The 24,792-nt window shown below is 40.9% G+C and carries 32 protein-coding genes; 8 read left to right on the top strand and 24 right to left on the bottom strand.

The window, feature by feature from the left end; all coding sequences use genetic code 11:
* Window positions 1-27: 27 nt before the first annotated feature.
* The 12 genes from NST34_RS11895 to NST34_RS11840 form a co-directional block, all read right to left on the bottom strand.
* Window positions 28-633, bottom strand: a complete 606-nt coding sequence (locus NST34_RS11895; RefSeq protein WP_341129534.1) for a recombinase family protein — start codon at window positions 631-633, stop codon at window positions 28-30.
* Window positions 634-787: 154 nt separating this feature from the next.
* Window positions 788-1,333 carry a terminase small subunit gene (locus tag NST34_RS11890; protein WP_341127846.1) on the bottom strand — a complete coding sequence of 182 codons (546 nt, stop codon included), beginning with the start codon at window positions 1,331-1,333 and terminating at the stop codon, window positions 788-790.
* A 36-nt stretch (window positions 1,334-1,369) separates the two neighbouring features.
* Window positions 1,370-1,552, bottom strand: coding sequence for a BC1881 family protein (locus NST34_RS11885; RefSeq protein WP_341127845.1), 183 nt, complete (start codon window positions 1,550-1,552; stop codon window positions 1,370-1,372).
* Window positions 1,553-1,711: 159 nt separating this feature from the next.
* The gene (locus tag NST34_RS11880; RefSeq protein ID WP_341127844.1) at window positions 1,712-2,392 is read right to left on the bottom strand and encodes a replication protein; all 681 of its coding nucleotides are present in this window, start codon (window positions 2,390-2,392) and stop codon (window positions 1,712-1,714) included.
* A 3-nt stretch (window positions 2,393-2,395) separates the two neighbouring features.
* On the bottom strand, window positions 2,396-2,800 hold the full coding sequence (locus tag NST34_RS11875) for a hypothetical protein (RefSeq protein ID WP_341127843.1): 405 nt from the start codon (window positions 2,798-2,800) through the stop codon (window positions 2,396-2,398).
* Between the two features lie 120 nt (window positions 2,801-2,920).
* Complete coding sequence (locus tag NST34_RS11870; RefSeq protein WP_341127842.1) at window positions 2,921-3,307, bottom strand: hypothetical protein; 387 nt, start codon at window positions 3,305-3,307, stop codon at window positions 2,921-2,923.
* 37 nt (window positions 3,308-3,344) lie between these two features.
* Entirely contained in the window at window positions 3,345-3,527 is a 183-nt protein-coding gene (locus NST34_RS11865) for a hypothetical protein (protein ID WP_341127841.1), read from the bottom strand.
* 94 nt (window positions 3,528-3,621) lie between these two features.
* Window positions 3,622-3,927, bottom strand: coding sequence for a hypothetical protein (locus NST34_RS11860; protein WP_341127840.1), 306 nt, complete (start codon window positions 3,925-3,927; stop codon window positions 3,622-3,624).
* A gap of 545 nt (window positions 3,928-4,472) precedes the next feature.
* Window positions 4,473-4,646, bottom strand: coding sequence for a sporulation protein Cse60 (locus NST34_RS11855; RefSeq protein WP_341127839.1), 174 nt, complete (start codon window positions 4,644-4,646; stop codon window positions 4,473-4,475).
* An 86-nt stretch (window positions 4,647-4,732) separates the two neighbouring features.
* Window positions 4,733-4,954, bottom strand: coding sequence for a hypothetical protein (locus NST34_RS11850; protein ID WP_341127838.1), 222 nt, complete (start codon window positions 4,952-4,954; stop codon window positions 4,733-4,735).
* A gap of 103 nt (window positions 4,955-5,057) precedes the next feature.
* On the bottom strand, window positions 5,058-5,390 hold the full coding sequence (locus tag NST34_RS11845; protein WP_341127837.1) for a hypothetical protein: 333 nt from the start codon (window positions 5,388-5,390) through the stop codon (window positions 5,058-5,060).
* A 739-nt stretch (window positions 5,391-6,129) separates the two neighbouring features.
* The gene (locus tag NST34_RS11840; RefSeq protein WP_341127836.1) at window positions 6,130-7,020 is read right to left on the bottom strand and encodes a hypothetical protein; all 891 of its coding nucleotides are present in this window, start codon (window positions 7,018-7,020) and stop codon (window positions 6,130-6,132) included.
* A gap of 140 nt (window positions 7,021-7,160) precedes the next feature.
* Here NST34_RS11840 and NST34_RS11835 point away from each other — a divergent pair, with 140 nt between their 5' ends.
* Complete coding sequence (locus tag NST34_RS11835) at window positions 7,161-7,382, top strand: helix-turn-helix domain-containing protein (RefSeq protein WP_341127835.1); 222 nt, start codon at window positions 7,161-7,163, stop codon at window positions 7,380-7,382.
* On the top strand, window positions 7,379-8,527 hold the full coding sequence (locus NST34_RS11830; protein WP_341127834.1) for a site-specific integrase: 1,149 nt from the start codon (window positions 7,379-7,381) through the stop codon (window positions 8,525-8,527). Before NST34_RS11835 ends, NST34_RS11830 begins: the two co-directional genes overlap by 4 nt.
* Before the next feature lie 592 nt (window positions 8,528-9,119).
* On the opposite strand, the gene NST34_RS11825 is transcribed toward NST34_RS11830, so the two are convergent.
* Window positions 9,120-9,272, bottom strand: coding sequence for a hypothetical protein (locus tag NST34_RS11825; protein ID WP_340968957.1), 153 nt, complete (start codon window positions 9,270-9,272; stop codon window positions 9,120-9,122).
* A 513-nt stretch (window positions 9,273-9,785) separates the two neighbouring features.
* Here NST34_RS11825 and NST34_RS11820 point away from each other — a divergent pair.
* Complete coding sequence (locus NST34_RS11820) at window positions 9,786-9,926, top strand: hypothetical protein (protein WP_156113100.1); 141 nt, start codon at window positions 9,786-9,788, stop codon at window positions 9,924-9,926.
* Between the two features lie 93 nt (window positions 9,927-10,019).
* On the opposite strand, the gene NST34_RS11815 is transcribed toward NST34_RS11820, so the two are convergent.
* From NST34_RS11815 to NST34_RS11795, 5 genes are all read right to left on the bottom strand, one after another.
* Window positions 10,020-10,259 (bottom strand): hypothetical protein, encoded by a 240-nt coding sequence (locus tag NST34_RS11815; RefSeq protein WP_341127833.1) that lies wholly within the window; start codon window positions 10,257-10,259, stop codon window positions 10,020-10,022.
* A gap of 302 nt (window positions 10,260-10,561) precedes the next feature.
* Complete coding sequence (locus NST34_RS11810; protein ID WP_076282964.1) at window positions 10,562-10,828, bottom strand: hypothetical protein; 267 nt, start codon at window positions 10,826-10,828, stop codon at window positions 10,562-10,564.
* A 4-nt stretch (window positions 10,829-10,832) separates the two neighbouring features.
* Window positions 10,833-11,243, bottom strand: a complete 411-nt coding sequence (locus NST34_RS11805; RefSeq protein ID WP_081382869.1) for a hypothetical protein — start codon at window positions 11,241-11,243, stop codon at window positions 10,833-10,835.
* Between the two features lie 77 nt (window positions 11,244-11,320).
* Window positions 11,321-11,632 carry a hypothetical protein gene (locus NST34_RS11800; protein WP_076282965.1) on the bottom strand — a complete coding sequence of 104 codons (312 nt, stop codon included), beginning with the start codon at window positions 11,630-11,632 and terminating at the stop codon, window positions 11,321-11,323.
* Entirely contained in the window at window positions 11,619-12,083 is a 465-nt protein-coding gene (locus NST34_RS11795) for an NUDIX domain-containing protein (protein WP_076282966.1), read from the bottom strand. Before NST34_RS11795 ends, NST34_RS11800 begins: the two co-directional genes overlap by 14 nt.
* A gap of 292 nt (window positions 12,084-12,375) precedes the next feature.
* Here NST34_RS11795 and NST34_RS11790 point away from each other — a divergent pair, with 292 nt between their 5' ends.
* Window positions 12,376-12,624, top strand: a complete 249-nt coding sequence (locus tag NST34_RS11790; protein WP_341127832.1) for a hypothetical protein — start codon at window positions 12,376-12,378, stop codon at window positions 12,622-12,624.
* 79 nt (window positions 12,625-12,703) lie between these two features.
* Window positions 12,704-13,381 carry a DUF1796 family putative cysteine peptidase gene (locus NST34_RS11785; RefSeq protein WP_076282968.1) on the top strand — a complete coding sequence of 226 codons (678 nt, stop codon included), beginning with the start codon at window positions 12,704-12,706 and terminating at the stop codon, window positions 13,379-13,381.
* Window positions 13,382-13,418: 37 nt separating this feature from the next.
* Here NST34_RS11785 and NST34_RS11780 read toward each other — a convergent pair whose 3' ends face one another.
* Together NST34_RS11780 and NST34_RS11775 are read right to left on the bottom strand one after the other, a co-directional pair.
* Window positions 13,419-13,733, bottom strand: coding sequence for a hypothetical protein (locus tag NST34_RS11780; RefSeq protein WP_076299477.1), 315 nt, complete (start codon window positions 13,731-13,733; stop codon window positions 13,419-13,421).
* 268 nt (window positions 13,734-14,001) lie between these two features.
* A complete protein-coding gene (locus NST34_RS11775) occupies window positions 14,002-14,898 on the bottom strand; it encodes an SDR family oxidoreductase (RefSeq protein ID WP_076282970.1) in 897 nt (298 codons plus the stop codon).
* Between the two features lie 551 nt (window positions 14,899-15,449).
* On the opposite strand from NST34_RS11775, the gene NST34_RS11770 reads away from it, so the two are divergent.
* Window positions 15,450-15,641, top strand: a complete 192-nt coding sequence (locus NST34_RS11770) for a DUF6199 family natural product biosynthesis protein (RefSeq protein ID WP_042187270.1) — start codon at window positions 15,450-15,452, stop codon at window positions 15,639-15,641.
* A gap of 1 nt (window position 15,642) precedes the next feature.
* Here NST34_RS11770 and NST34_RS11765 read toward each other — a convergent pair whose 3' ends face one another.
* Together NST34_RS11765 and NST34_RS11760 are read right to left on the bottom strand one after the other, a co-directional pair.
* On the bottom strand, window positions 15,643-17,238 hold the full coding sequence (locus NST34_RS11765; protein WP_076282971.1) for a helix-turn-helix domain-containing protein: 1,596 nt from the start codon (window positions 17,236-17,238) through the stop codon (window positions 15,643-15,645).
* Window positions 17,239-17,353: 115 nt separating this feature from the next.
* The gene (locus tag NST34_RS11760; protein WP_076282972.1) at window positions 17,354-18,373 is read right to left on the bottom strand and encodes an ABC transporter substrate-binding protein; all 1,020 of its coding nucleotides are present in this window, start codon (window positions 18,371-18,373) and stop codon (window positions 17,354-17,356) included.
* 232 nt (window positions 18,374-18,605) lie between these two features.
* Here NST34_RS11760 and NST34_RS11755 point away from each other — a divergent pair, with 232 nt between their 5' ends.
* Window positions 18,606-19,661 (top strand): LacI family DNA-binding transcriptional regulator, encoded by a 1,056-nt coding sequence (locus tag NST34_RS11755; RefSeq protein WP_341060515.1) that lies wholly within the window; start codon window positions 18,606-18,608, stop codon window positions 19,659-19,661.
* Between the two features lie 183 nt (window positions 19,662-19,844).
* Window positions 19,845-22,280, top strand: a complete 2,436-nt coding sequence (locus tag NST34_RS11750; protein WP_076282974.1) for a GH36-type glycosyl hydrolase domain-containing protein — start codon at window positions 19,845-19,847, stop codon at window positions 22,278-22,280.
* Window positions 22,281-22,367: 87 nt separating this feature from the next.
* Here NST34_RS11750 and NST34_RS11745 read toward each other — a convergent pair whose 3' ends face one another.
* Together NST34_RS11745 and NST34_RS11740 are read right to left on the bottom strand one after the other, a co-directional pair.
* The gene (locus tag NST34_RS11745) at window positions 22,368-22,676 is read right to left on the bottom strand and encodes a hypothetical protein (protein WP_042187261.1); all 309 of its coding nucleotides are present in this window, start codon (window positions 22,674-22,676) and stop codon (window positions 22,368-22,370) included.
* 121 nt (window positions 22,677-22,797) lie between these two features.
* Window positions 22,798-24,762 carry a glycoside hydrolase family 127 protein gene (locus tag NST34_RS11740; RefSeq protein WP_076282975.1) on the bottom strand — a complete coding sequence of 655 codons (1,965 nt, stop codon included), beginning with the start codon at window positions 24,760-24,762 and terminating at the stop codon, window positions 22,798-22,800.
* Window positions 24,763-24,792: the final 30 nt, after the last annotated feature.

Here is a 24,792-nt window from a genome sequence, read left to right as displayed (position 1 = left end):
TGTATTGAATTGTCTTATGCGCTGTACCTACTCACGACCCTCGTACTCCGCCACACGACGATACCACGTAGCTCTGTTCATTCCGACACTCTTCATAGCAGCGACAGCCGTAGACTGCCCAGCCTTCCAAATGGTATATGCAGCGATGAACGAATCATCGATCTCAATCTTTCTACGGCCAAACTGAACGCCCTTTCCCATCGCCACTGCTATGCCCTCGGCTTGTCGCTGCTTATTCTTCTTACGCTCTTGGTCTGCAACGTAAGCCAGCATAGAAAGGAACTGATCCTCAAGCAGCTTGCCGAGGTCGCCCATTTCACGAAACTTCCGGCTATCAAACAAAGTCTCGTTCTCAAGAACGACAATGTCAGCACTAATCTCGCGGGTGATCTCTTTCCATTCTCTAATGATTCCGTCGTAATCGCGGCCCAATCGATCTAGCGCATCCATGTACAGCAGATCGCCTTCGCGGAGCGTTCTCTTCATTGCCTGGTAGCCGTCGCGTTCGAAATTCTTCCCGGTTTGTTTATCAGTAAAGATGAACCGCTCCTCAATGCCGAGCTTTGCAAATTTTATGAGTTGCCTATCCAGATTCTGATCCTTCATGCTAACTCGTGCGTACCCCAACTTAATAACCACACAGATCATCTCCCTCGTCATCGCACCGTCTCATAAAGTATATACAATAATGAGACATATCACAATAAGGAAATGATACTTTATGTGTCATTAAAAATGATACAAACAAGGTTAAATCGAAGTGACACACAAATGAAGGTTTTTGAGACTACTGTTCTGGCGGTGATTCGGACTGTTCCAGCATCTTCTTCAGCTGATTGACGGCAGCTTGCTTGTCGTCGTCTGTTTTCTCGATTTTGATCTCCTGCTTGTCTGTGAACATAGCAAGGTGCCTGCCGATGAGTTCCAAGGCCTTCATCTTGTCGTGCAACTTGACCTTCCTTGTCCGGCCGTTTGTTGTAACCGACTCGCTGATCTCTGATAGCACGGTTCCGTCCAGCTGGTTGCTTGGCTTAACGGTTATCTTTCCATCTTCAGAAACCTCGACGAAAGCGTTCAAATCGGAGAAGGCGATTTTACCCAGTTCGCTCAGCACCCGTTCAGCCGTGATGTCCGTCCTCTTCTCTCGCCTTGCCATAGCCTCCTGTACGGCCTTTTGAACCTTAACATTAGCTAACAGCCTACTAGACTGTTCTGTGGCTGTATTAGCGCTATAGCCCGCCCTGATGGCTGCCTGTGTGGCGTTCAGGTCGATAAGGTACTCTTTTACGAATAATTGCTGCATTGCCGTTAAACAACTCTTAGATTTGCTCATACCACATCCCTCCAAATTCCTTTATTTTAGTCTTTCTTAATCAGTGATGATGAGGAGTCTTGCCGGGCCCTCAAAGTCTCTAGGAGCCTTTCCTACAACTTCAATCCGAAACTTTGCATGAGCATCGATTACAATCTCTTCGACACCTTCACGCCGACACAATTCTTCTGTTATCTCTTTTGTATTAAGTAGCTCTATAGTCTTTTGATTCTTATCCAAATCATTCACCCCTTCACTTTGTAAAAGTATGGTCAGATCGTTGTCGTGTTACCGTAATATTACTGTGTTATTACCGTAACGTTTGAGTGACGTTACATGCGTTCTTTTATGCAAAAAAGCCACTCTCTATTAGCAGTGACCTCAGCGTTGTATATTTAATTAAAACTGATTATACATATGGACTTCGAAATAACGATGTGAAGCATGTAGGAATGCTACGATACTCCCATTATTACTCTTAGGTAATACAGTAAAGTGATCTACAACCTGTTCTTTCCAATTTTCCTCTGTTACATCGAAGGACTTTAGGTGTTCTATCTGATTTATGACAAATGCATAATTATCTTCGCTTACCCTCGGGTGTTTCTTTTTCATCTTTTCAGAGAAATAGTTAAGATATATATTTATAAAATCAGAGTCGTCGATTGTTAAATCGATGTAATATTTTTCTTTATCTTTTATTTCTTTAATATCTTTCTTTATATAGGGGTCTAACGAGTCCTCCTTATAGAGGTCTAATGAGTCCTCTACATAGGGGTCTAACGAGTCCTCAATTTGATTCTTTAATTTAGGGTTAATGCGCAAATGCCTTTTCTTATCCTCTTTCCGTTCGAGGATAATTTGACGATCAATCATACGTTTCAACTCTCTCCTGACTTGCCGTTTATCACACCTTGTGAGTTGAGAAAGATAGTCGAGAGATAACCAACCTTCCTGCTTGTTGTACCCAAATGTATAACGGACTACAGCGTTGAAAATACGAGACTGCGTCATATTTAACTCAGCGGTCATAAGATATTCTACTACCCAATGGGGAACTTTAACAAAAGGTTCAGTCATACTCTATACCCGCTGCTTCAGAAGTTCACATGCTGTCATGTGATCATCACATTTACGTAAATCTCCTAGCAGTTTAGAAGATATTCTCTCACCAGGCTTAGTCGTATAAACAAAGTGTCCGTTAAAAAACACTGCGCTTCTTGGCTTGAGTGTCTCCCCGACTAAGTTAGCCATTTCAAAAACTTGAACCATATCTTCGTCTCGAAACACTTCCCTCATTGCTCTTACCGAGATTGCCCATTCCGTCGATCCATGCTGTGTAAACTTCTTAACCTCGCTACTATCTAAATAATCGTCAAACCTCCCTCTGTTTAGTGCCGCTATCAAGGTATTACGTTTAACACCCCATCGATAAGCTGCTTCAGATGGAGTTAAAAAATCAGTTTCTTTCATGTATTTATCTGTCAATATGCCCACCCCTTAATCATCATATGATGATATTGTATCGTCACCGAATGATGATTGTAAAGTGAATTATAAGCTTAACTATACTCATAGAAAAAGCACCGATTAAGGTGCTAGTAATGTTTAAATATTGTTTCCAGCAAACTTTATGCCACTCTTTATCTTTTCGATTTCAAGAGTGTACCTATCATTAAGATATAGATAATCAAGGATAGTTATATATTTGCTTTCACTAATCCCTTCTTTCTCTAAACTTAATTGAATCGTTTTAGAAGAAGGGATTTCATCCAAGCTTATTTCTTCTTTATAAAAGGGATCAAATACATCAGAAACTTTATCTATATCCTTCTGACTAATGAACCCTAAGTTTTCAATCTCGCTTTCAACATCCTCTTCGACTCCGTTTAACAATCCAAATATTCTTCCATCGGTTCCGTTATAAATACCCTGTGACTTTTGTATCCGATACATTTCTCCTAACAACTTTGCAAAAACCAGCTTTTCTTCCATTACTCCATCTCCTTTTTCGGTTTAAAAAGCTCTAACATTATATCCCTTTTGCAAAGTCTTCTTGAACATCCACTTTTGAAGTCACCTTTATATACGCGTCTTTCTCGTCATCGCCATAAGCATTTTCACGGAACGCTCCCTTTGTTGCAGTTGCTTCCCATGTTCCTCGAACGCGTTGATATTGGATATTCCAACCACGATATGTTTTCTCTGCTGCCAAAACATTCACCTCCCAGCATCACATTTCGACACAAGGCGGGCGATTCCTTTATTTGTAACTCAACTAAAAAAGCACCGGTTAGGGTGCCTCCAGATTACATCTCTCCGAACAGTATTGCTCCAGTTTCTTCGTTAATACTATCCACTTTATAAGTTATGGATGAATTTACTGGTGTAAGTTCGCTTGTCTTGAAGTTATAGTAAGTTGTTTTACCTTGAACCTTGTCCTGCTCATACCAATCTCTTATTTGTTCGAGTAATTCAGATTCAGATTCACTAATACTTTTAAACCATAAGTGCCCCGTTCTGTTAATGGTTAACATTTCATTCTTGAAGACATGTCTATTCTCTTCTTTTCCTATTTTCACAACGACTTCTATATTAGTTTTGTAATCCAACATGATCCCCTCCCTTCGACATTACGATTCGACATCTAGAAAGGAGTTTCCTGCTGAGTTACCCATGTACCTTCACCTCTGCAGCATTTGGTGTTTAGAATATGGGTTAATCTGATCTAATCGTTCCTGGAGTTCCTGTTTCGTATGCGTACTGACATGTTCATGTGCTTAATCAGATCGTTCACTCCTTTCTTTGAAATATAAAAAGACCACTCTTTTAAGAGCAGCCTTTATACATGTTTTTATGAGGTTGTATATCCATAAGAATATGTGTCTCTTATATATCTTTATATATTACTTTCTTTAATGTTTCTTTTAGTTATCTTAGGGGGAGAACTCTCCCCCACTAATGGTGGAGAATCATACCCCACGGTGGTGGAGAACTCTCCACCAAAGATGTATATGCTTAGTGGTGGACAACTCTCCCCCAAGAGCATTCATGATGTATGTATATTGTGTATAAGTATTCAAGAGTATTGGCATAGAAAAAGCCACCCGTGTATGGATGGCTTTTTGTAAAGCTATAAACTTCCAGAGACTCTACAAACTTATTTAGTGTAGATAATTATTGCGGAGAACAATCTGCTGCCCGCAGACTCACTGATCGCATATTTTATATCGATTAGGTGTTCACCAGGGATACTGGATAGTTCCGCATTAATTTTACTTTCTACCTCGTGCGCATTACTCGTAAACACTACCTTTGTGTGTACTTTGCTCATAATCATCACCTCCCAGCATCAAACTTCGACACTAGGCGACTGATTCCTTTATTTGTAACTCAACTAAAAAGCACCTGTTAAGGTGCTTAGTTTCGAATATATTCGATCAAGTTATCTTGATGACATTTAGGACATATGATTTTGACAGAATATTTATTATCTAATGTTTCAATGATCCTACCTGTTGGTTTATCAAACACTTCGACTTCAGGCGCGCTGGAGTGCGTAGCAATTTGAACCATCCATTCATATGTATGATCACAATCCTTATACGTACTGTTGCATTTATGCGTCCCTTCTATCTTCATAAAATCACCTCCTCCAATATCAGAGTTCGATGATCAATTAAATGATCACGATTCATCTAGTAAAGTCGAGTCTCGCTAGGTAACTCGCAGGATTCTTCAATATTTAGTCATTTTTATCTTGCATGTGTCGACAACGATCACAAAGTCCGCGTTCTACTGCGAAAACCATATCACTCCATCGGATTTGGATGTAATCCTGTTCACAATTTTCCAAGTAATTATCAGCCAATAACCCGTAATTAATGAAAGTCTCAAGTTGAGCATCACTCAAACTAGGAACCCCATGAGAGACGATTCGCTTTGCAATACCAATGACCGGATCACTCTCAAGACGATTACTATCTAACAACTCCTGGACATACTCTTCAAAGTCTTTGTCTCTTTCGCCTCCGTTTAACACTCTTTGAATAAGCCTCTTTTTATAATCGATATTCATAACTTACCTCCATTTCTTGGTAAGCTATTTCGCCACTGACCTTTAAAAAACCTTTTTAGATGCCCTTACCACATTCAATCTACCATTGTTCCAATGTACATCCCTCCAATATTTTTAAGCGGAGAAGAGGATTCGAACCTCCACTTTCGGTCGTTACTCAGGCGAGGACATATAACCCATTGCTCAACTTTAATTACTACTTCCATTATTGTATCATTACACCAAAGAGGTGGAAAATAATGAGAATAAATAAAATCGGTATCCTTTTTCTCTCGTGTATCATCTTATTCTTTGTGTATGGTTACAATCCCCGTAGTACAGTAGCAATTGTTAGTGTATCCGAGATTAAAGAAAACAGTATTGTTTTAATAAATCAACTGGGTGAAAAAACTAAGGTAAACGTCCCTTCTCGATTTGATACAAGCAAGTTGAATGAAGAATCTGATTACTTTGTTAAATACGATTCTAGTATATTTCGTCGGAATACTCTTAAGAAAATTGAGGAATCAAAATAAACCTTCTCTTTAATAGAAAACAAAAAGAACAGCTATCCCGCAAATGATACCCTTGTGACTCTCTGTAGGATTCTTTACGCTAAGGCCACCTACCGCCGTCAAACAGGTACTGGTTTGTGTCGGGTGCTGCTCTTTCTTGATTTCCTATGCTATAAATTTACCACGTTTAAAACCTAATGACTGATACGTTCTTCTTATTTTACAGGGATATTTTTCGCATTTTTTTAGTTTGTGACATCTTCTAATTTAGGCAACTTAATTCCGCTATTTTCGCTTTTTTTTAAAACACGCATTAACTCTTCTTTTAGGTTTGAATCGAATTCAGTAACATTAATGTCCGAAAACGCTCCCTCAGCATAAATAATGTTGTTAAAAGAATAGCGATAGTATACACATTCGAAATATCCAATATTTCGAGTTCTCAGATCTATTTTCGACTCTTCATCCAAGCTATTAAAGTCGTCTAAGTCTTCTAACCCCACGTAATAATTCGCTTCAACACAAAAATCAAATAATTTATTGAGATTTAATTTTTTGTCATTATCGTATGCCAAAAATAATGAAACTAAAGTAACAAACTCTCTTCCAGAAACCCCCGTTAAATTAAGAATGCCTAACTTATCTATATTATCTTCCACAATGACTTCTTGATCAGACATTTTAAAGTTATTCAAAAAAACATCCATTTTAGTTATAGCAACCTCTTGTGACGCTCTTGAATTTTCAATATGAGATATTCCTTCTTGAAATAGTTCTGTTACATTATTCATATTCGAACTTATTAAGTTTAACGCGCCTAGTGATTCTTCAAGCTTTTCAGTAATATTTGTTATTTCATTTACCTTTTCTAAACTTTTAGTGACATTTTCGATTCTCATTGCCGAATCCTCAAGCAAAGCTGTTGTATTCCCACTTGCGGCGGTCTGAAAAAAAGAATAAATCAATGCAACAACAGCCAATAAAATACTCGCAATGGTCCCCCCAAAACCTAAATAATCGATTACATCAGGGTTATCCCCTAATTTAACAGTCAAGACACCTATCAATACTAAGACTAGTATAACGATCCAATAACCCATATCTTTTTTCTCTATAACTGGCTTCCAAAATTTCATTGAATCTATCCCCCAATTTATGTAATAGGTAAATATTACTATGAGTTCCCTTGATATATCTATGTAATATTTTTTATGATTAACTTCTTGATCATTTCCATAAACTTCTATATGATACTAATCATTAGGAGGATGATAACGTGATTGAAAACAAATTAAGTGAGATTATGGGACGTAAGCGCTTGAAGATATCTGATGTTATTGAAAAAACTGGATTAGCCCGTAATACGGTAGCTGAGCTCTATCACGGTCGAGCTAAGCGCGTAGATTTGGAGACTTTAGATAAACTATGCAAGGCTTTAGAATGCGAGAGTCTATGTGAAATTATAGAGTTTCGACAGGAGGTTGAAACGAAGATATGACAGCATTCAAAGATGATTCGCTGAAGAAAAACAAATGGTATTTTGTCATTGAAGATGGTGTGGGCAAAGATCGCAAGCGTATTAAACGTAGAGGGTTCAAGCGCAAGCAAGACGCTGAAGAAGCTGAACGTGAGCTACTCAACCAGTTGAAGGGTGGCCTTGATTTAAAAGCTTCTAAAACACTGTATAGCAATTTCATGGAGGATCATTTAAACGACAAGAAGACCAGTGTCAAAGAGAGTACTCTTAAGATGTACAAAGCCTTGGTAAACAATCATATCCTACCAACTCTAGGCGATTTAGAACTTGGAGAGATCAAGCCACGCCATATTCAAAATTTATACAATAAACTCTTTGAATCTGGGAAACTCTCCGATGAGAATATTCAGAAGGTCCACTCCATCATCAACGAATCTCTAAATAAAGCTGCTGGACACGACATGATTATTAAGAATCCTGCTTTGGCCGTAAAACGACCGAAAGCAGAGAAAAAAGAAATGCTTTATTGGTCAGAGGAAGAATCACATAAGTTTCTCCAGTCAGCAGCCAATGACCGATATTATTACGCCTTTCTACTTGCATTGACTACCGGCATGCGGCAAGGTGAAGTTCTTGGCCTACGCTGGAAGGATGTTGACCTGGACAAGCGGACTATCTCTGTCGTGCAGATTCTAAGCCATGATGGAAAGACTTTTCAAACCGGAGCTAAAACGGATGCTGGTACACGGTCCATCGGTATCGATATTACAACCGTTACAGCTCTCAGGACGCTTAAGCATCGTTGTAATGAGGAGAAGATCGGAGAAAAGCACATTTACCAGGATAATGATTTGGTAATATGTACAGCTTTGGGAACTCCAGTGTCTCCCCGTAACCTTAACCGTTCATTCACTAAACTGGTTGAAAAAGCTGAGGTCAAAAAAATCAGATTTCATGACTTACGCCATACCCACGTAGTCATGCTGTTGAAAGCTAGAGAAAATAACAAACGAATTGCGGATCGATTAGGCTGGTCAAGTGTAAAAATGATAGATCGGTATGCTCATGTAATGCCTGATATGCAACAAGAGACAGCCGATCTCTTTGGTAGTGTTTTCTTCAAAAAAACTGGTGCCATTATTGGTGCCGCAAAAGAGGTAAATTGAGGATTTTAGAGGAAGAACCGAACGGTGTACGAACACTAAAAAACCGCACAACAGTAAGGGTTCGGAGGTTTGAGGAAGTTAAGGAAAGTACGCGCCGTGATCTTGACAGGGTAGGGGTCATGGGTTCGAACCCCATCCGTCCTATATCGAAAAGCCTTGAATTTCAAGGCTTTTTTTGTTTTCTATTCACTTATCATTCTATTAAAAACCCCTGTGATACGAATTTGATACGAATCGCGATTACTTTTCGTATCAGTTCATCTGATCCTCTGGGAAATATCATCGCTTCTACCCTTCAACCAATTCCTAAATACCGCTTTACTGGTATATAATTCCCTTCCCACTTTTGCAACATGAAATACGTGGAAGCCTGTTTACAATCCTTTCAATTCTATCGCTGTCCATGCCATCTTCAGGCTCATGGAATCAGAACCAAAAGAGAAAGAAGCCGCTACTGAAAGCAGCAGCAATATTCCTAGGAGTAAAAACAGACCGAAATACGATTACCCTCTTAAATTAGGGATAACAGCTGTTTTATCATCTAGCTTTCTATTTTTTTCATACGTTGACACTAGCTTCTCAACTACAAAATCTAGCTGCTTATCAAGAGATTAGATATCGGAATAATATGAAAAATCAATATATAGCCTTGCAGCTTGTCCCCAGGTTCCATCACAGCATGTCGAATATCCAGCACTTTAACGGCTGCATAATTCCATGCGGCAATATGATCTTCCAGCTTCATCTTGCATTTCACTCCGATCCGTTACACAATCTATTTAAGTTAATTACATCTTAAACAATGATAATGATTATCAATTAGTATTAGGCAGCTCTTCTATTTTGTCAATCGCTGTTTATTATCGTGCTTGCTGATAGCTTCGCATAAACTTCGAAAAGTCAAAAATAACATCGCCATGAATCTATAAACAACCACGAAAACCACTGGTCTAAGGTGTCCCCAACCTTTCCAATAACCTTCTTTGATGACATCAAATTCGCACAGCGTTGATTTCCATTCTTCTGGAACCGTTTATCTCTCCTTATGGGGTCTCATCCCTATGATTCCTTATCTAAACGTTACTTGAACTAAACAGGAACAATCTCTCAACATTGCATCTCCTATAATTTAGCATTAATATAAAATAATGAGACTTACTGAAAATCGTCAATGAGTATCGTTTTGAGGATTATTGCATTTTCGCAAACTCACTAAGGAGTAGGAGTGTTTTTTATATGTTATAGGGGAAAACGAATATTGGGACCAATGACTGAAGCTGATGCTCTACGTGAATGGTTTACTCTTTCCGGTACAGTGAAGGACATTTATATTATTGAGGTTGATGAGAACAATAAAGTAAGGCGCCAGATTGGACCTACAAAGAAGAAAAAGAAATAAGCATAGCCTGCAGCAACCTACTATAACTTGATTGAAAAAGAGATAAAACGTAAAAAAGCCCCACCGACCTTTATAGGTTGATGGGGTGTTTTATTAAAATGGAAATTTAGTAAGCGAGAATATTAAGAGTACCATCCCAACAATCGAAGATAGAGCAGCCATTTTATCTTTAGTTTTAAAATAGGTAGCTCCTCCATTAAAAATCAGAGCTCCACACATCCCCATCATTGTCCAAGACATGATCACTTGATCCTGACCGCTGAAAAATAGTATTGCCAGAATGATTGTTGCTGCACTAAATAGAATACCGAACAGCCTTAGTGCTTTCAGCAAAAAATCCCCTCCCGAAATATAATGGGCTAATGAATTTGCAGCTTACTCGATATTACAAGAAAAAATGTAGCCAATGGGCCACAAAGCAAAGAAATTAAAAACCAGTTTAATCCACTCCTATTTTTACCTTGTGCTAACCCGGCATTTATTAATGCTAATGTACCCCATCCAACAAAATACCCGTTATCCATCACGCACACGACCTTTCAACATCATTTTATAGGAATACGAATATCCAATATAATGGTTTCATCATAAGCAAATGTTGCAGGGATTTGTTATACTTGCTGAGATTTCAACAACTACTTTATTCTTGTGGCGATAAGCTGGATCGTTTCATCAGAGTCTTTTACCAGACATTTCAAAGTAATGCCCAGGGCAAGTGAAAATAAAGAGATCATAAAACTAATGACTGTAATCATTGCTCCTCTTAAGTCATTTGTGAAATTATAACGCAAGATTTCTGAGAAGCTGCTAGTAGAAAAGAAAATTATAGTCAAAATAAAAAACAATCCAAAAACACAAAATAAAATGTTTGATATTTTATTAACTCTTTCAAAATAGCTCACATACTCAACTCCTCTGATCAAGATAATAATCCACCAAGACATAAATGGAACCGGCAATACCAAAAAGGATAATGGCTATACTACTATTCAAATGATATTCCTGTATAAAGCGTTCATCGTATGCCTTGTAAAAGAAAACATATCCCCCGATACCACTCAGAAGCAATATCATTATGTGGCTAATCAAAGGATTTGCAATCATTCGAACAACCCAAGAGAAAGGAAAAATTATGATTGGGTAAAGAACGGCTGAAAAAAGAAATGCTAAGAAAATAAAAACAAACCCTATATTTTGAAACCCATAGTATTCAGTCGTACTGATCTTATTTCCTTCCCATAGCTCTAATCCAAAAGTGGCCAAGGTGAATAAAATCATCGAAACAAACCATAACATAATATGCTTAACTACACGCAAAGTAATCCCACCAACTTTATGCTTTATATATCAGCCATTTTATTCATAAGTTCTATTGTTAAATCTGCTTCCAATAATCATTTAGCACTTGGTTCTATTGAAGTTAAAAAAGGTTTTTGCCCTATTCTACTATTATAGGAAACAAAGTACTCCTCATTTATATTAATCAACTTAAATATTCCTTTTGGGATTGTGACTGTAGTTTGATCACCGCTCATATTTTGTACTACTATTTCTCTTTTATCTACTGACACTACATTAACAACAGCAGATGTACTTGCCATCAAAAGGTACCATATTATAAATAAAAAAATGATCAAAGGAAGAAATGAGAAGATTTTACGATTATTCATATCTATCACCTCAGAGTAAGGATCATCTAATGCCATTGCCGAACAATTCTTGTATGTATTTTCCCGACATATATTCTCTAAATTCTTTATCTAATAAGTATATTTCATCTTGTTTTATCCACTGGTAGTTAAAAACAGTTCCACAGTCCTCTCCTTCACCCTCTACAGTGAATCTCCACTTTTCAGGTAATCTTGTTTCTGGAATCAGAAGGTAGTCATGTCTTTCAACATTTGCATCTATATAATCCTTATAATAATATTGTGTTCCTATTTTCTTTACTAATTTAAATTGTTTAAGTCCACTTTCTTCTTGAATTTCCCTGAATAAGGCTTCTTCTTCTGTTTCCCCGGCATCGACATTACCACCTACTAATCTAAAGGGTACTTCTGGTACATTAAGATAAACTAATAAGGTCTTTTCTCCAACTTCATTGTCTTGCAAAATAAATCCGTATACCTTCTTTCTAATCGGTTTCCCTATCTTCATCGTGTCCCCCTATTTAGCTTCTTATAAACGAAAATAAAAAAGTATTTGATCATTGATCAAATACTTGCTCAGTCGTACGGTGTTATGAATATATGCTCCCTTGTGGTCATCTACGTTTACGCCATTCGAAAATCCCATAAATTTACTTTATTGTATTCTGAAAACCTAAATTAAACAAGAGTAACTCTTTAATTCTCACCGCTGATCAAAATAGCACTCCGCTTCTGTTTAGCACATTACAATCTATTGTGCATTTTATATAGAGAAGCTTAATAGAAAGGGGTGGATCAGAATGGCAACTCGTCAACCTGATTTGGTATTGATCACTTGGAGCAGAAATCCTTTGGTTCGTGGCTCTGCACGTAGGATTATTTCTGTCCGCATCATTGGAAATGCTGAGCCTTGCCGACCTAGCTTAAGACCCAATAGGCTACTCGACACTGCCTTAGCTTGTTTATTAGATAATGACATTGGTTTTAAAGTGGTGTTTCGTAAAAAAACTTCAAGGATTAGCGGCTATTTGCTGTTACAACGCCATTAATATTTTCAGAGGGCAGCTAAGTTGCTGCTCTTTTTTAACGTTGAATAGAACCTGAATCTGATCGAAATTAGGTGAGTCCATGAACTTACAAGATGTAAAGAAGAGCTATGATTTAATCGTAAGCTTAGGTATGTCTTGTGCTCCTGCTATAAATATGCAAAGAAATAACTTGAGAACATTCTCCATGCCTCTCGACTGGATGATTTCTTATTCATTAACTGATGTAAACAGACTTTATAAAAATAGATTTCATAATTTCATGGAGTTAACAAATCTGCAAATGCTCGAAGAGACACATTTTTTTCTAGAGGATGGAGTGCCCGCTTATCCTAATGGAAACAAGAATGCGTTAGTGAAATCGTATTTTATTCAGGATACCTTTTATAACATTATCTCTGTACATGATTTTCCTATCACCTTGGGTAAACATTGGTCTACGACCTATCCATCTTATAAAGCAAAGCTGGATTTACGAATTAAGAGATTTTGGGACAAATTACTAAGCAGTAAAAAAATTCTATTCATTAGATGGTTCGCCACATACGAACAGACTGTAGAGCTACAAGCGATTTTGTCTGATATATTAAAACCGAACGAATTCACTGTCCTTACCCTTTATCCCGTTCGTGAATTAACATCAGTACGAGAAATCCATTGGAATATTAATCATATTTTTGTGTTAGAATTTCCTGATGATATGAACGATTATGATAGCTGGGATTATATTTTGAAAGATATACAAATAACGCGCGATTAATTTATCTCTTATTAAAAAATGACCCTCACATGGGTCATTAATGTTGACGGTTTCGGTCGATCAAATGATTAATCATTTCTTGCGCAGCAAAAGCATATGGATTCAGATATAACCTACTGATACTTACAAATATAGCAATAGGGTTACTGACTCCAAAATCGCTTTGGCTCCAAAGTGATTTTGGATTTGTAAGTTCAGGCTCTACAAGATCATACTTTTCCATCAGCCTTTCCTTTGTTCCACTATCCATTACAGCTCCGTTTCCTTTATCCGCAAAGACTGCTCCTGATGAAAAACACGCCATGATCAGAACAAAGGAAAAAATGAGTATTGCTAGTTTCTTTTTACACATAATACAGCTCCTAATTCTTTCTATGGTCTACACTAAACTCTAAACCTTGTACCAACTCAAATATTTCTCGGGTAATCGCAGGAAATCTATGTATTCGACATTCTTGATCAGTTCTAGATCATATTCTATAAAAATAATGGGATAAAAAGTATTAAATTCTATAATACACCTTTCTCCATATAAAAACAAAAGCACCCCACAGCTATAATTAGTAGGGTACTTTTGAATAATTCTCCATATTTACAATACCAACATCCCAATAAATATTCTATGGGGTTGGAGTTCCGCCATTGGCATTTAGCGTTTCGCCACTAATATAGCTCGATTCCTGGCTAGCAAGAAATACATAAGCCGGAGCCATCTCTGCAGGCTGTCCCGGACGGCCTAGTGGTGTGCTCGCACCGAACTCCTTCAGCACTTCCTCTGGTTGCCCACCCACCACCTGAAGAGGTGTCCATACGGGACCTGGCGCCACTACATTGACTCGAATCCCCTTACCAGCGACTTGCTGAGCGAGAGATTTACTGAATGTATTGATCGCAGCCTTGGTCGTCGCGTAGTCCAACAGGATGGGCGAAGGGTTATAGGCTTGAATGGAAGAAGTGTTGATGATGGCGCTACCCGGTTGCATATGTTTCACTGCCGCTTTACACAGCCAGAACATAGCATATACGTTCGTTTTAAAGGTATCGTCAAAATGCTTCGTAGTAAGATCAGCAATATCGGGGACGAATTGCTGTTTGCCCGCTACATTGGCTAAAATATCAATCCCACCCAGCTGCTTGACCGCAGTATCGACGAGCTGTTCACAGTACTCCTCGTCCTTAAGATCACCTGGGATGGCGATTGCGGTTCGTCCTGCTTCCTGCACCAGCTTGAGAACCTGCTTTGCATCTTCTTCTTCCTCCGGCATGTAGGATAAGACAACATCTGCGCCTTCACGAGCAAAAGCAATCGCAACAGCTCGGCCTATCCCGCTGTCTGCCCCTGTAACAATCGCTTTTCGTCCAGTCAGACGTCCGGTGCCTTGATAGGTATCTTCACCTGTATCAGGCACGGGATTCATCTTCTTCTGAAGCCCCGGCTCTTGTTGCTGCTGTTGAAATTCTGGTCCTGCCTTGGTGTACTGAGTGGTAGGATCTTGCATCGTATATTGGTTAGACATCGATCAATTCCTCCTTTATTTTTAAAAAACCATTTTTTATTTAACGAACTCTTTTTTATGTAAACACAACAGTACACCGCTAAACATACCTCATCGATAGCATAGTCCTGAATATTTCCACAAAAAATACCCCAACTACCTGTTAAGGTGGCTAGGGTATCTCATACTTTAAGTATCATTAATCATTTAATGGCCTTAAATTTCCTCTGACCTGTCTGGAACCGACTCATAACGAGTACGTATTTCACGATTTTTAGCGTAGATGTATAAATCTAAAGCCACTATTCCTCTACGTGCCAATTTTACTAGCAGGACGAAGAAGTAGATTCCCAAGCCAATTGATATCAACCAAATTAAAAAGAACAAAACACCTACTCCCCCTCCGAAAAAAAGACCTGTGTGTTCCATACGATTTATCCGCTCCTTAAGCAATTTTCATTTTTTATCAGTCTATATTGCGTAAGCTTAAATAAATATATGGAAACTCACACATGAATCGGGACACCCTCCATACAGTTTCGCGTATACATTACATAAAGGAGTGATAAATCATGGGCTTTTTTATTTTCCTCTTTGTTCTGTTAGCGCTACTTAACATCTTTTTCCCACGATTCGGATGGTACATGAGATACGGATGGATGGTCAAAGGTGACGTTGAGCCAAGTGAGGCTTATTTATTAATGACCCGCGTCAGCAGTATAGTGGCACTTATTGTCCTCTTTTTTATCTGGTCTAGTTTCTGACTTATCCTAACGCTCTTAATACATCCTCAATCTTACGCTGATGCGACAATACGCCGTAATTCATCCAGGCCATGAAATCCACCTCATATACGCTGCCGTTACGTACAGCAGGCAAGTTGCGCCAGAGTTGTGTATCCAGCAGTTCCCGTCCTCCCCCTTCAAGCTGATCAAAGGTAATAAACAAATGATCCGCAGTCAGATTGGCAAGCTCTTCTTTTGTCAGGTTCACCCGATTCTTTCCACGGGTCAACTTCCGAACCAAGCTATGGGGTTGCAAGCCCAAATCATGATGAAGCACGCTTCCTGTATACCCCAAATCCTCACATCCATAGAGAGTGATTCCGTAGACTGAGATTCTTAAACAAGCTATGGTCTGACTATAGACGGAACTGGTAAGCAGCTGCTTGGCTTGCTGTGCCTGATGCTCATAATTGTCGATCACTTCCTGGACACGTTCCGTTCTGCCAAAGACTGCTGCTGCGGAATACAATGTGGCACGCCAATCCTCTTGATGAACAGGCAGCTTGAACAACGGAGCGATCCGGCTGCACTCCTCCAGATGCCAACGATGAAAGCCATTATCCAGCAAGATCAATTCGGGCGTATACCGGGAGAGCTCCTGCCAATTACGAGTCGAAATATCTACCTCAGGCACATTGTGGAGAGCCAAGTACTCTTGTTTCCCCCACTCGGCGTGAGAATATTGCGCCACAGGCGTAATATCCAGAGCCAATAGATAATCTTCCAAAAAAGGAGCAAACACCCTCAACCCATCCTGATGGAAGCTTCTGTATTGGCCTGGAGTAACACCCACCGATCTTTTAAAACGCCGATTAAAATAATACTCATTACTATATCCGACGGATACCGCGATATCATGCATACGGTCATTCGTCAGCAGTAGCTGCTGCTGCGCTCTTTCGATACGAAGCCCGTTCAAATGCTCCAAGGGAACCCTCCCTGTCACCTCTTTAAATGTTTGTGTGTAACGCGCACGTGTAATACCTGCTACTTCAGCCAACTGATCGACGGTTACGGCTTGGTTATAATGCTCCTCCATGTAGTGAATGGAACGCTGTATTGCCTCATGATCACCCGTGACCTGAACGAAAGAGGAATTTGCACGCATGATTAGCAGCAGCAGCTCCTGAAAGCGCGTATGGCCTGCGAACCATTCGATCTCATCTGTGCTTCTACGGCTATTGTAGATAGCCTCTAGCAGTAATTTACATTGTGAAAAGGGTCTACAGCTTAACAAACCAGATCGAAGGATGTCCTCTTTAGTCCTTCCTTCTATTTCACTCTGCCTGTTTTCCCCGGTTTCGATGATTTCAAAAGTAAGCCGATAAAAGCTAAGCCCCCGCTCCTCGGCATTGATTTTGCTTAATAACCCTGGTTCGAACAAGAACCCAGTACCTTTTTCCAGTGGAAACTGCCTCAACTCAGCCTCAACATACCCCTGTCCTTCCGATACAATGAGTAGTGTATGATCCTGAAACACCTCACACTGTCCGCTTCCTGACAGGGATAGGGTTTCTATATTTATCAAGCTATAGAATAGCTTCCTTCTATTGCTGTCTTGCAAATCTTTTGCCATTCTCCCGCCCCCAATTGAGAACCATTTTCATTCACTTCAGTGTAAAACAAAAAAGAAGGTCTATCAAGGGTGCTGATAGACCTTCTTTTTGCTATTCCTTCAAGGCAGCTGCCATTTATTTCACCATAGCTTCCAGCAGGTCATCAAGCTTCATCGAATTGGCCGTGATGGCACCAGTCTGCCAGTGGGAACGTTCCATTCTATAAACATTCCCGTTCTTCACTGCGGGTAGGCTCTTCCACAGCGGCCCATCAAGAATTTGGATCGCTTCCTGATTTCCTTCAGTATCCCAGCCCCCGTTGTCAGGGAATACGATGATATGATCCGCTTCGAGCTGAGGAATAAGTTCTTCGGAAATAATAGATTGATATTCGGTCATTTCTGCAGCCATAGGCACGGGTGTCAGGCCAAATTGAGAATAAATCACACCGATAAAACGGTTTTTAACACCGAACAAAGCAAAGGTCTTATCCGCTACGTTGAGCCGGATCACTGCTACTTTTTCTTGCCCCAGAGCCTGTTGCAGTTTAGCTTTTCCATCTGCCACTTTCTGATCATACTCGGCGAGCACAGCCTCAGCCTTCTCCGGAATACCGAGCGCATCTGCAATCGCTGTAAGCACTTGTCTTGAGTCCTGCAGCGCCGCCTCAGGGAGACGATACGTTGGTGCTATCTTGGAATATTGTTCATACCTCGTCGCATCCGCGCCTCCGTCCGCAATAATCAAGTCAGGGTCTTTCTCCAACAACGCTTCCAAGCTTCCGGTGATATCAAATTCTGGCACATCGAGATTTAAGTAATCCTGTTTGCCCCAGCTTGGATGATACCACTGAACCACCGGGGTAATCCCCAATGCCTTCAAATAATCTTCAAGGTAAATCCCGGCCACCCGTTTAGGGTTGACTGGAATCTCAACATCTCCGAATTCCCCTGTAATCGTCCGAGTTGCAACCTCTTCCGAAGCATTTCCACTTCCTGCGCTCGGTGTGCTGCTAGCTGAGGTTGATTCCTCTGCATTCTCTGTTTTAGCAACATTATCTTTCGTAGTATTGCTATTCGTTCCGCATGCCGCCAGCGCGGTCAATGCCATAATAAGTACTGCTGACCATAAAAACTTCCGACCCCATCTTACCATTATCCCTTCACTCCAATGCTATATTTTCATTGATTATCATTCTCAATAATCATTATCACAATAGTAGCATGACTTTTATAGCTTTCAATGCACTTTCTCTGCAAAAATCTTATACAAACTATTAACTAGTTTCTTCCCTTCTTCACAAATTTCTTATTATTTACGATTGATTTATACAATGCTTTCGCTTACAATAAACTCATAAACGCGCGTTTATGAAAAGAGGGGAAACATGCGCAGCGAAGATATAGCTAAGTTGGCCGGGGTTTCCCGAAGTACGGTATCCCGCGTGATCAACAATTATTCCAACGTCCCTGAAGAAACCCGGGCCAAAGTGCTGCGGGTGATTGAGCAACATCAGTACGAACCGAACAGCTTTGCAAGGGCTTTAGCCGGTAAGAAGACCGATACGATCGGACTCTTCGCCATCAGTATGAACGAGAAGGAGAATACTACCCGAATTTATCAGAACAATTACTTTGCTCCATTCGTTGATGCCGTAGTCGACACCTCGAATGCCCGCGGATGTTATGTACTGATTCATACGGTTTACTCTCCCGACGATTTCATCAAGGTAAAGCAAGCTTTTCTTCAAAAACGGATTGACGGCGGTATCATTGTCGGCACTCAGAAGGATATTAATATCGTCCGAGAAATGGTAGGGCTCGACTCTCCTCTCGTATTAATTGATTATGATATTTCTGAGATTATGTCGGAGCATCTTGACCGCAATCATCTGGCCATTGTGAACTCCAAAGATTACGAGGGCACCACAGAAGCGATTGAATATTTGATCTCTCTGGGTCATCAAGAGATTGGCATCATCTGTGGGCAAATGAATACGTACTCTGGACGAGAGCGTTATACGGCTTATGAAGATACGCTGAAGAAACATGGCCTGCCTGTAAATGAGAGATTTATTCTGAAAGGTGATTTTCTGAAAGAGACTGCTTACGAAGAGGTTAAGAAGCTCCTTGCTTCTGGAGATCCTTTGCCAACGGCATTCTTCTCCTCCAACGATGATATGGCTATATCAGCGATGGAAGCGTTCTCCGAACACGGAATCATTGTCCCTGAAGATCTCTCCATGGTCGGATTTGATGACATTCAGCTAGCATCCCGTATTCAGCCTAAGCTGACCTCTGTACGCTTGCCGATCTATGAAATGTCTAAGGCTGCAGTTGAAAAAGTAATCGAGCTGTGTGATTCACAGCAGCCGACGTTTAGCACGATCAGCTTTCCAGCTCGTTTAGTGGAGAGAGATTCCTGTCAACCGCCGAAGAAATAGCTTAAGATCAATCCTTCGCTGAAGAAATCTACATATTTTTCCGTGAAGCTGCTATTTGATTCGGTATCGAAACTACTGCTTTAATTGTCCTGCTTAAAAGCATTGAAAAAACTCCCTTCCCTCGAGGGAATTTTTTCTGAAACTTATAAACGCGCGTTCACAATCGAAAGGAGACTTTCTCACATGAAATTCGGAACCTTTGACGACACTCGAAAAGAGTATGTAATTAACACACCTAAAACCCCTTACCCTTGGATTAACTATCTTGGTAATGAGCAATTTTTCGGACTTATTTCCAATACAGCTGGTGGCTACACCTTCTATAGAGATGCTCGTCTCAGAAGATTGACCCGTTACCGTTATAACAATATCCCACTGGATACCGGCGGCCGCTACTACTATCTTTATGATGATGGTGATTTCTGGACCCCAGGCTGGATGCCAGTAAAACGTGATCTCGACTTCTACGAATGCCGTCACGGTCTTGGCTACACTTCCATTACTGGCGAACGGAACGGAATTTCTGTGAACCAGCTTGCTTTTGTCCCTATGGGTCATAATGCAGAAGTACATCGTCTTGTAGTGAAGAACACGGGCTCTGCTAAAAAATCCGTGAAACTGTTCTCTTTTGCAGAGTTCTGTCTCTGGAATGCACAAGATGATATGACTAACTTCCAACGCAATCTCAGCACCGGTGAGGTTGAAGTGAAGGATTCCGTTATCTATCACAAAACTGAATATCGTGAGCGCAGAAATCACTATGCTTTCTACTCCGTAAATAAAGAAATCGCTGGTTTCGATACTGATCGTGAAGCTTTCGTAGGGATGTACAACGGTCTGGAAAGCCCACAAGCTGTAGTTGCAGGTGAACCTACTAACTCCGTAGCTAGCGGCTGGTCCCCTATCGGATCACACGCACTTAACATTACGCTTGAACCAGGTGAAGAACAAAGCTTCATCTTTGTACTCGGCTACATCGAGAACCCTGAAGAAGATAAATGGGAATCCCTGAATGTAATCAACAAAAAACCAGCAGAAGCTATGATCGCACAATTTGCTACAGATGCTCAAGTAGATGCTGCACTCGCTGCACTTGCTGCTCACTGGGATAACCTGCTGTCTAAATATCAAATCCAAAGCGGTGACGAGAAACTGGATCGCATGGTTAACATCTGGAATCCATATCAATGTATGGTTACCTTCAACATGTCCCGTTCTGCTTCCTACTTTGAATCCGGTATTGGCCGTGGTATGGGCTTCCGTGATTCTAACCAAGACTTGCTCGGATTTGTTCATCAAATTCCTGAACGTGCTAAAGAACGTATTCTCGATATTGCGGCTACACAATTTGAAGATGGCAGTGCCTATCACCAATACCAACCACTCACTAAAAAAGGGAACAACGAAGTCGGCACCGGCTTTAACGATGATCCGCTTTGGTTGATCCTAGGAACGGCTGCTTACATTAAAGAAACTGGCGATACCTCGATTCTTGATGAGCAGGTTCCTTTTGACAGCGATCCGAATAACACCGCTACTCTGTTCGAGCACTTGAAACGTTCCTTCGAGCATGTGACTAACAATCTCGGACCTCACGGCTTGCCACTGATCGGGCGCGCAGACTGGAATGACTGCTTGAACCTCAACTGCTTCTCTACTGAGCCAGGTGAATCTTTCCAAACTACTGCCAACATCGAAGGTCGCGTTGCGGAATCTGTATTTATCGCGGGTCTGTTCGTCTTCGTTGGACCGGACTATGCTGAAATCTGCCGGATGCGCGGACTTAACGATGTAGCTGTGGATGCTGAAGCTAAGATTGACAACATGAAAGAAATCACATTGACGCACGGCTTCGATGGCGATTGGTTCCTGCGTGCTTATGATCACTATGGCGACAAGATCGGTTCCAAAGAAAATGAAGAAGGTAAAATCTTCATCGAACCACAAGGGATCTGCGTAATGGCCGGTATCGGTGTGGAAAATGGTCAAGCTGAAAAAGCTCTATCATCCGTACAAGAGCATTTGGATACTAAATACGGTATCGTATTGCAACAGCCACCGTATTCCAAGTACTATCTGAACCTGGGTGAAATTTCTACGTACCCTCCGGGCTACAAAGAAAATGCCGGTATTTTCTGCCATAATAACCCTTGGATCATGATCGCTGAAACTGTACTTGGACATGGCGACAGAGCGTTTGAAATTTACGCAAAAATTGCTCCTGCTTACCTGGAGGATATCAGCGAAATTCACCGCACAGAGCCTTATGTCTACTCCCAAATGATCGCAGGTAAAGATGCCGTTCGTCACGGGGAAGCTAAAAACTCCTGGTTGACTGGTACTGCTGCATGGAACTATGTAGCCATCACTCAATCGATCCTTGGCATCCAAGCGGATTTCAATGGTCTGAAGATCGATCCTTGTATTCCTACTGAATGGGATAGCTTTGAAATCACACGCGTCTTCCGTGGAGATACTTATGTGATTCAAATCAAGAACCCGAACCATGTATCCAAAGGTGTAGTTAGTCTTACCCTGGATGGCACAGCTGTCGAAGGTAACATCATTGCTCCAGTTGGAGACGGTGCAGTACACCACGTAGTTGTAGAACTGGGTTAAAAAAATCCGCTCAACCGTTCACTTGAACGATTGGGCGGATCTATAATTAACGCTGAATGACTCCTGAACTCTTCAGGGGTCTTTTTTTTACCCTTCCACAACATCTGCTCTTAAATCACTCGCAACCTCAAGCATTCTCGGGATCACAGCTTCATTATTTCCAGAAACGTAAATATCCCCTTGATAATGCCTAAATGGGATTGTAGTATCACCAAAGCTCCACATAAAGAAATCTCCCTCAATAGACATCGTAGTGGCGCCTGCTACTGTATAAACTGATGTATAGGTGAAATCAGGTTTTGATGCGAAATACTGCTTGCACTCTTCTAAAGATATGGTTTGTGTTGAACCTCCATCATTTTGCATAGCTCGTGTAATTCGATAACGTTTGCTCATTGTGATGCCTCCAATATTTTCTGTAAAATGATCAGCTACCTTGTCCCGATCAAATATAGCATACAATAAAGCGTAAATCCCAGCTATCCTAAACCTTAAATTACTTCGCCTGTCCCATAACTCACATACTACCTTCCGGAATCCATACCTTCATTTCACCACTGCCACGATTGCCCCACAAGTAATATGGAACAGCTTTGACCTTAACGGATTGAAGAGGTGCTTTCTCTCTGCTGTAAAGTCCACCACTCCAGCTCTCTTGATCAACACGCAGTCCATCTGCCTCGACAACAACAGCGCCACCAAGCAAAGTCTCATCAAAAGCCGCCGTAAGTTCACCGTCTTCTTTTAAAGAAATAGAGCTTAAAGGCTCACCATTATCGATACTTTCAAGGCAATACACAAGCGGTCCGCGTTGAATCGTTACTTTTTGAGCATCTGCACGCAAATTGGGATGAGCGTAAATGCGATGTGCCTCCATTGGGTCATTCACTTCGATTATGTCTCCTGCTCTCCACATTCTCCGAATAACGAGGTATCCCTGCTCGATGTTCTCAGCAGTGTTCAGCGCTTCACCATTGACTCTGATTTCCATTCCTAGACTCCACGATGGAATCCGTAAAGCAATCCCAAACTCCGCTTCCTCTTTCGGATTGATCTTCATCGAGACTATACCTTTCCATGGATAGGTACTTTGTTGTTGAATGGCGACATCCGTTCCGCCCAGCTTTGTTCTCAGCTCACTGCCAATATACAAATTCGTATAGAGTGTATCGCCATGAACCGTGTAAATATATTGATTGAGCGAAGTAAGTAGACGCGCGACATTCGGAGGGCAGCAGGCGCAGCCAAACCAGCCTTGACGTTCAGACTTCACATGATGTTTCTCCGGGTTGCAACTGCATGCCTGAGGCCATACTTCTAGTGGGTTCACATAAAAATAGTGCTTGCCATCCTGTGCCATCGAGCCCAGTACATTGTTGTAAAGCGCCCGCTCCATGACATCGGCATAACGTGCATCCGGTGATATTCTCAGCATACGCTGTGCAAAAAAGATCAACCCAATAGAGGCACAAGTCTCTGCGTACACCGAATCGTTAGGCAGATCATAATCGAAGGTGAACGCCTCCCCTCTATGTGTAGAGCCGATCCCGCCTGTAATGTACATTTGCTTGTTCGTAATGTTATTCCACAGTCTCTCGCATGCTTCACGAAGTGATTCATCTCCAGTAATAGCGGCAAGATCAGCCATAGCAGTATACATATAAACCGCACGTACAGCATGGCCTACAGCCACCTTCTGCTCTCTTACTGGAAGATGACTCTGGTAATATTTTAAATCAAGATCCTCCTTCCGACCTGTGAAAAAATTGATCTTCCCCAGATTATCCCATTGTTCCTTTAAGAAATTCGGCTGTTGACCTCGCTCATTAATAAAAAAGCTGCTGAGCTTCAAATATCGTTCCTCACCTGTCAATCGATACAGCTTAACGAGCGCGAGTTCAATCTCCTGATGCCCATCATAGCCCTGCATTTTGCCTTCTTCCGGTCCAAACACAGAATCGATATGATCAACCATTCGGCACATGATGTCGAGCAGTTTTCTTTTGCCAGTAGCTTCATAATAAGAAACGGCAGCTTCTATGAAATGTCCAGCACAGTACAGCTCATGACAATCGTTCAAATTGGTCCAGCGTTTACCCGGTTCTTTTATCGTAAAATAAGTATTTAAGTATCCATCTTCCTGCTGCGCCTCGCCAACGAGGTCAATCACTTCATCCGCTTGACGCTCTAGCTCAGGATCACGTGTAATGCTTAAGGAATAACCAACAGCCTCCAGCCACTTAGCCACATCACTATCTTGAAATACCCAGCCGTAAAACTCGCCAGTCTTCCGGCCCGCAGCAATCTCAAAATTAGCAATGGCATGACTCGGTTCAGCTCCCAGAGCTCTATCGTGCAATGCCTCATATTGATAGGGGATAACAACGTTCTGGACCAGCCTAATGTATCCGCCCCAGAAATCATCTTGAATGGTAACAGTTTGATCTTTTACAACTTCTTGATCCTGTATAATCTTGTTCATCCTCATCTTCCCCTCAGCCTTATTTCATAC

Source organism: Paenibacillus sp. FSL H7-0714 (assembly GCF_038003765.1).
GTDB lineage: Bacteria > Bacillota > Bacilli > Paenibacillales > Paenibacillaceae > Paenibacillus_AQ.
Note: the sequence above shows the minus strand (reverse complement) of the source record. Positions and strands in the feature narration are given on the sequence as shown.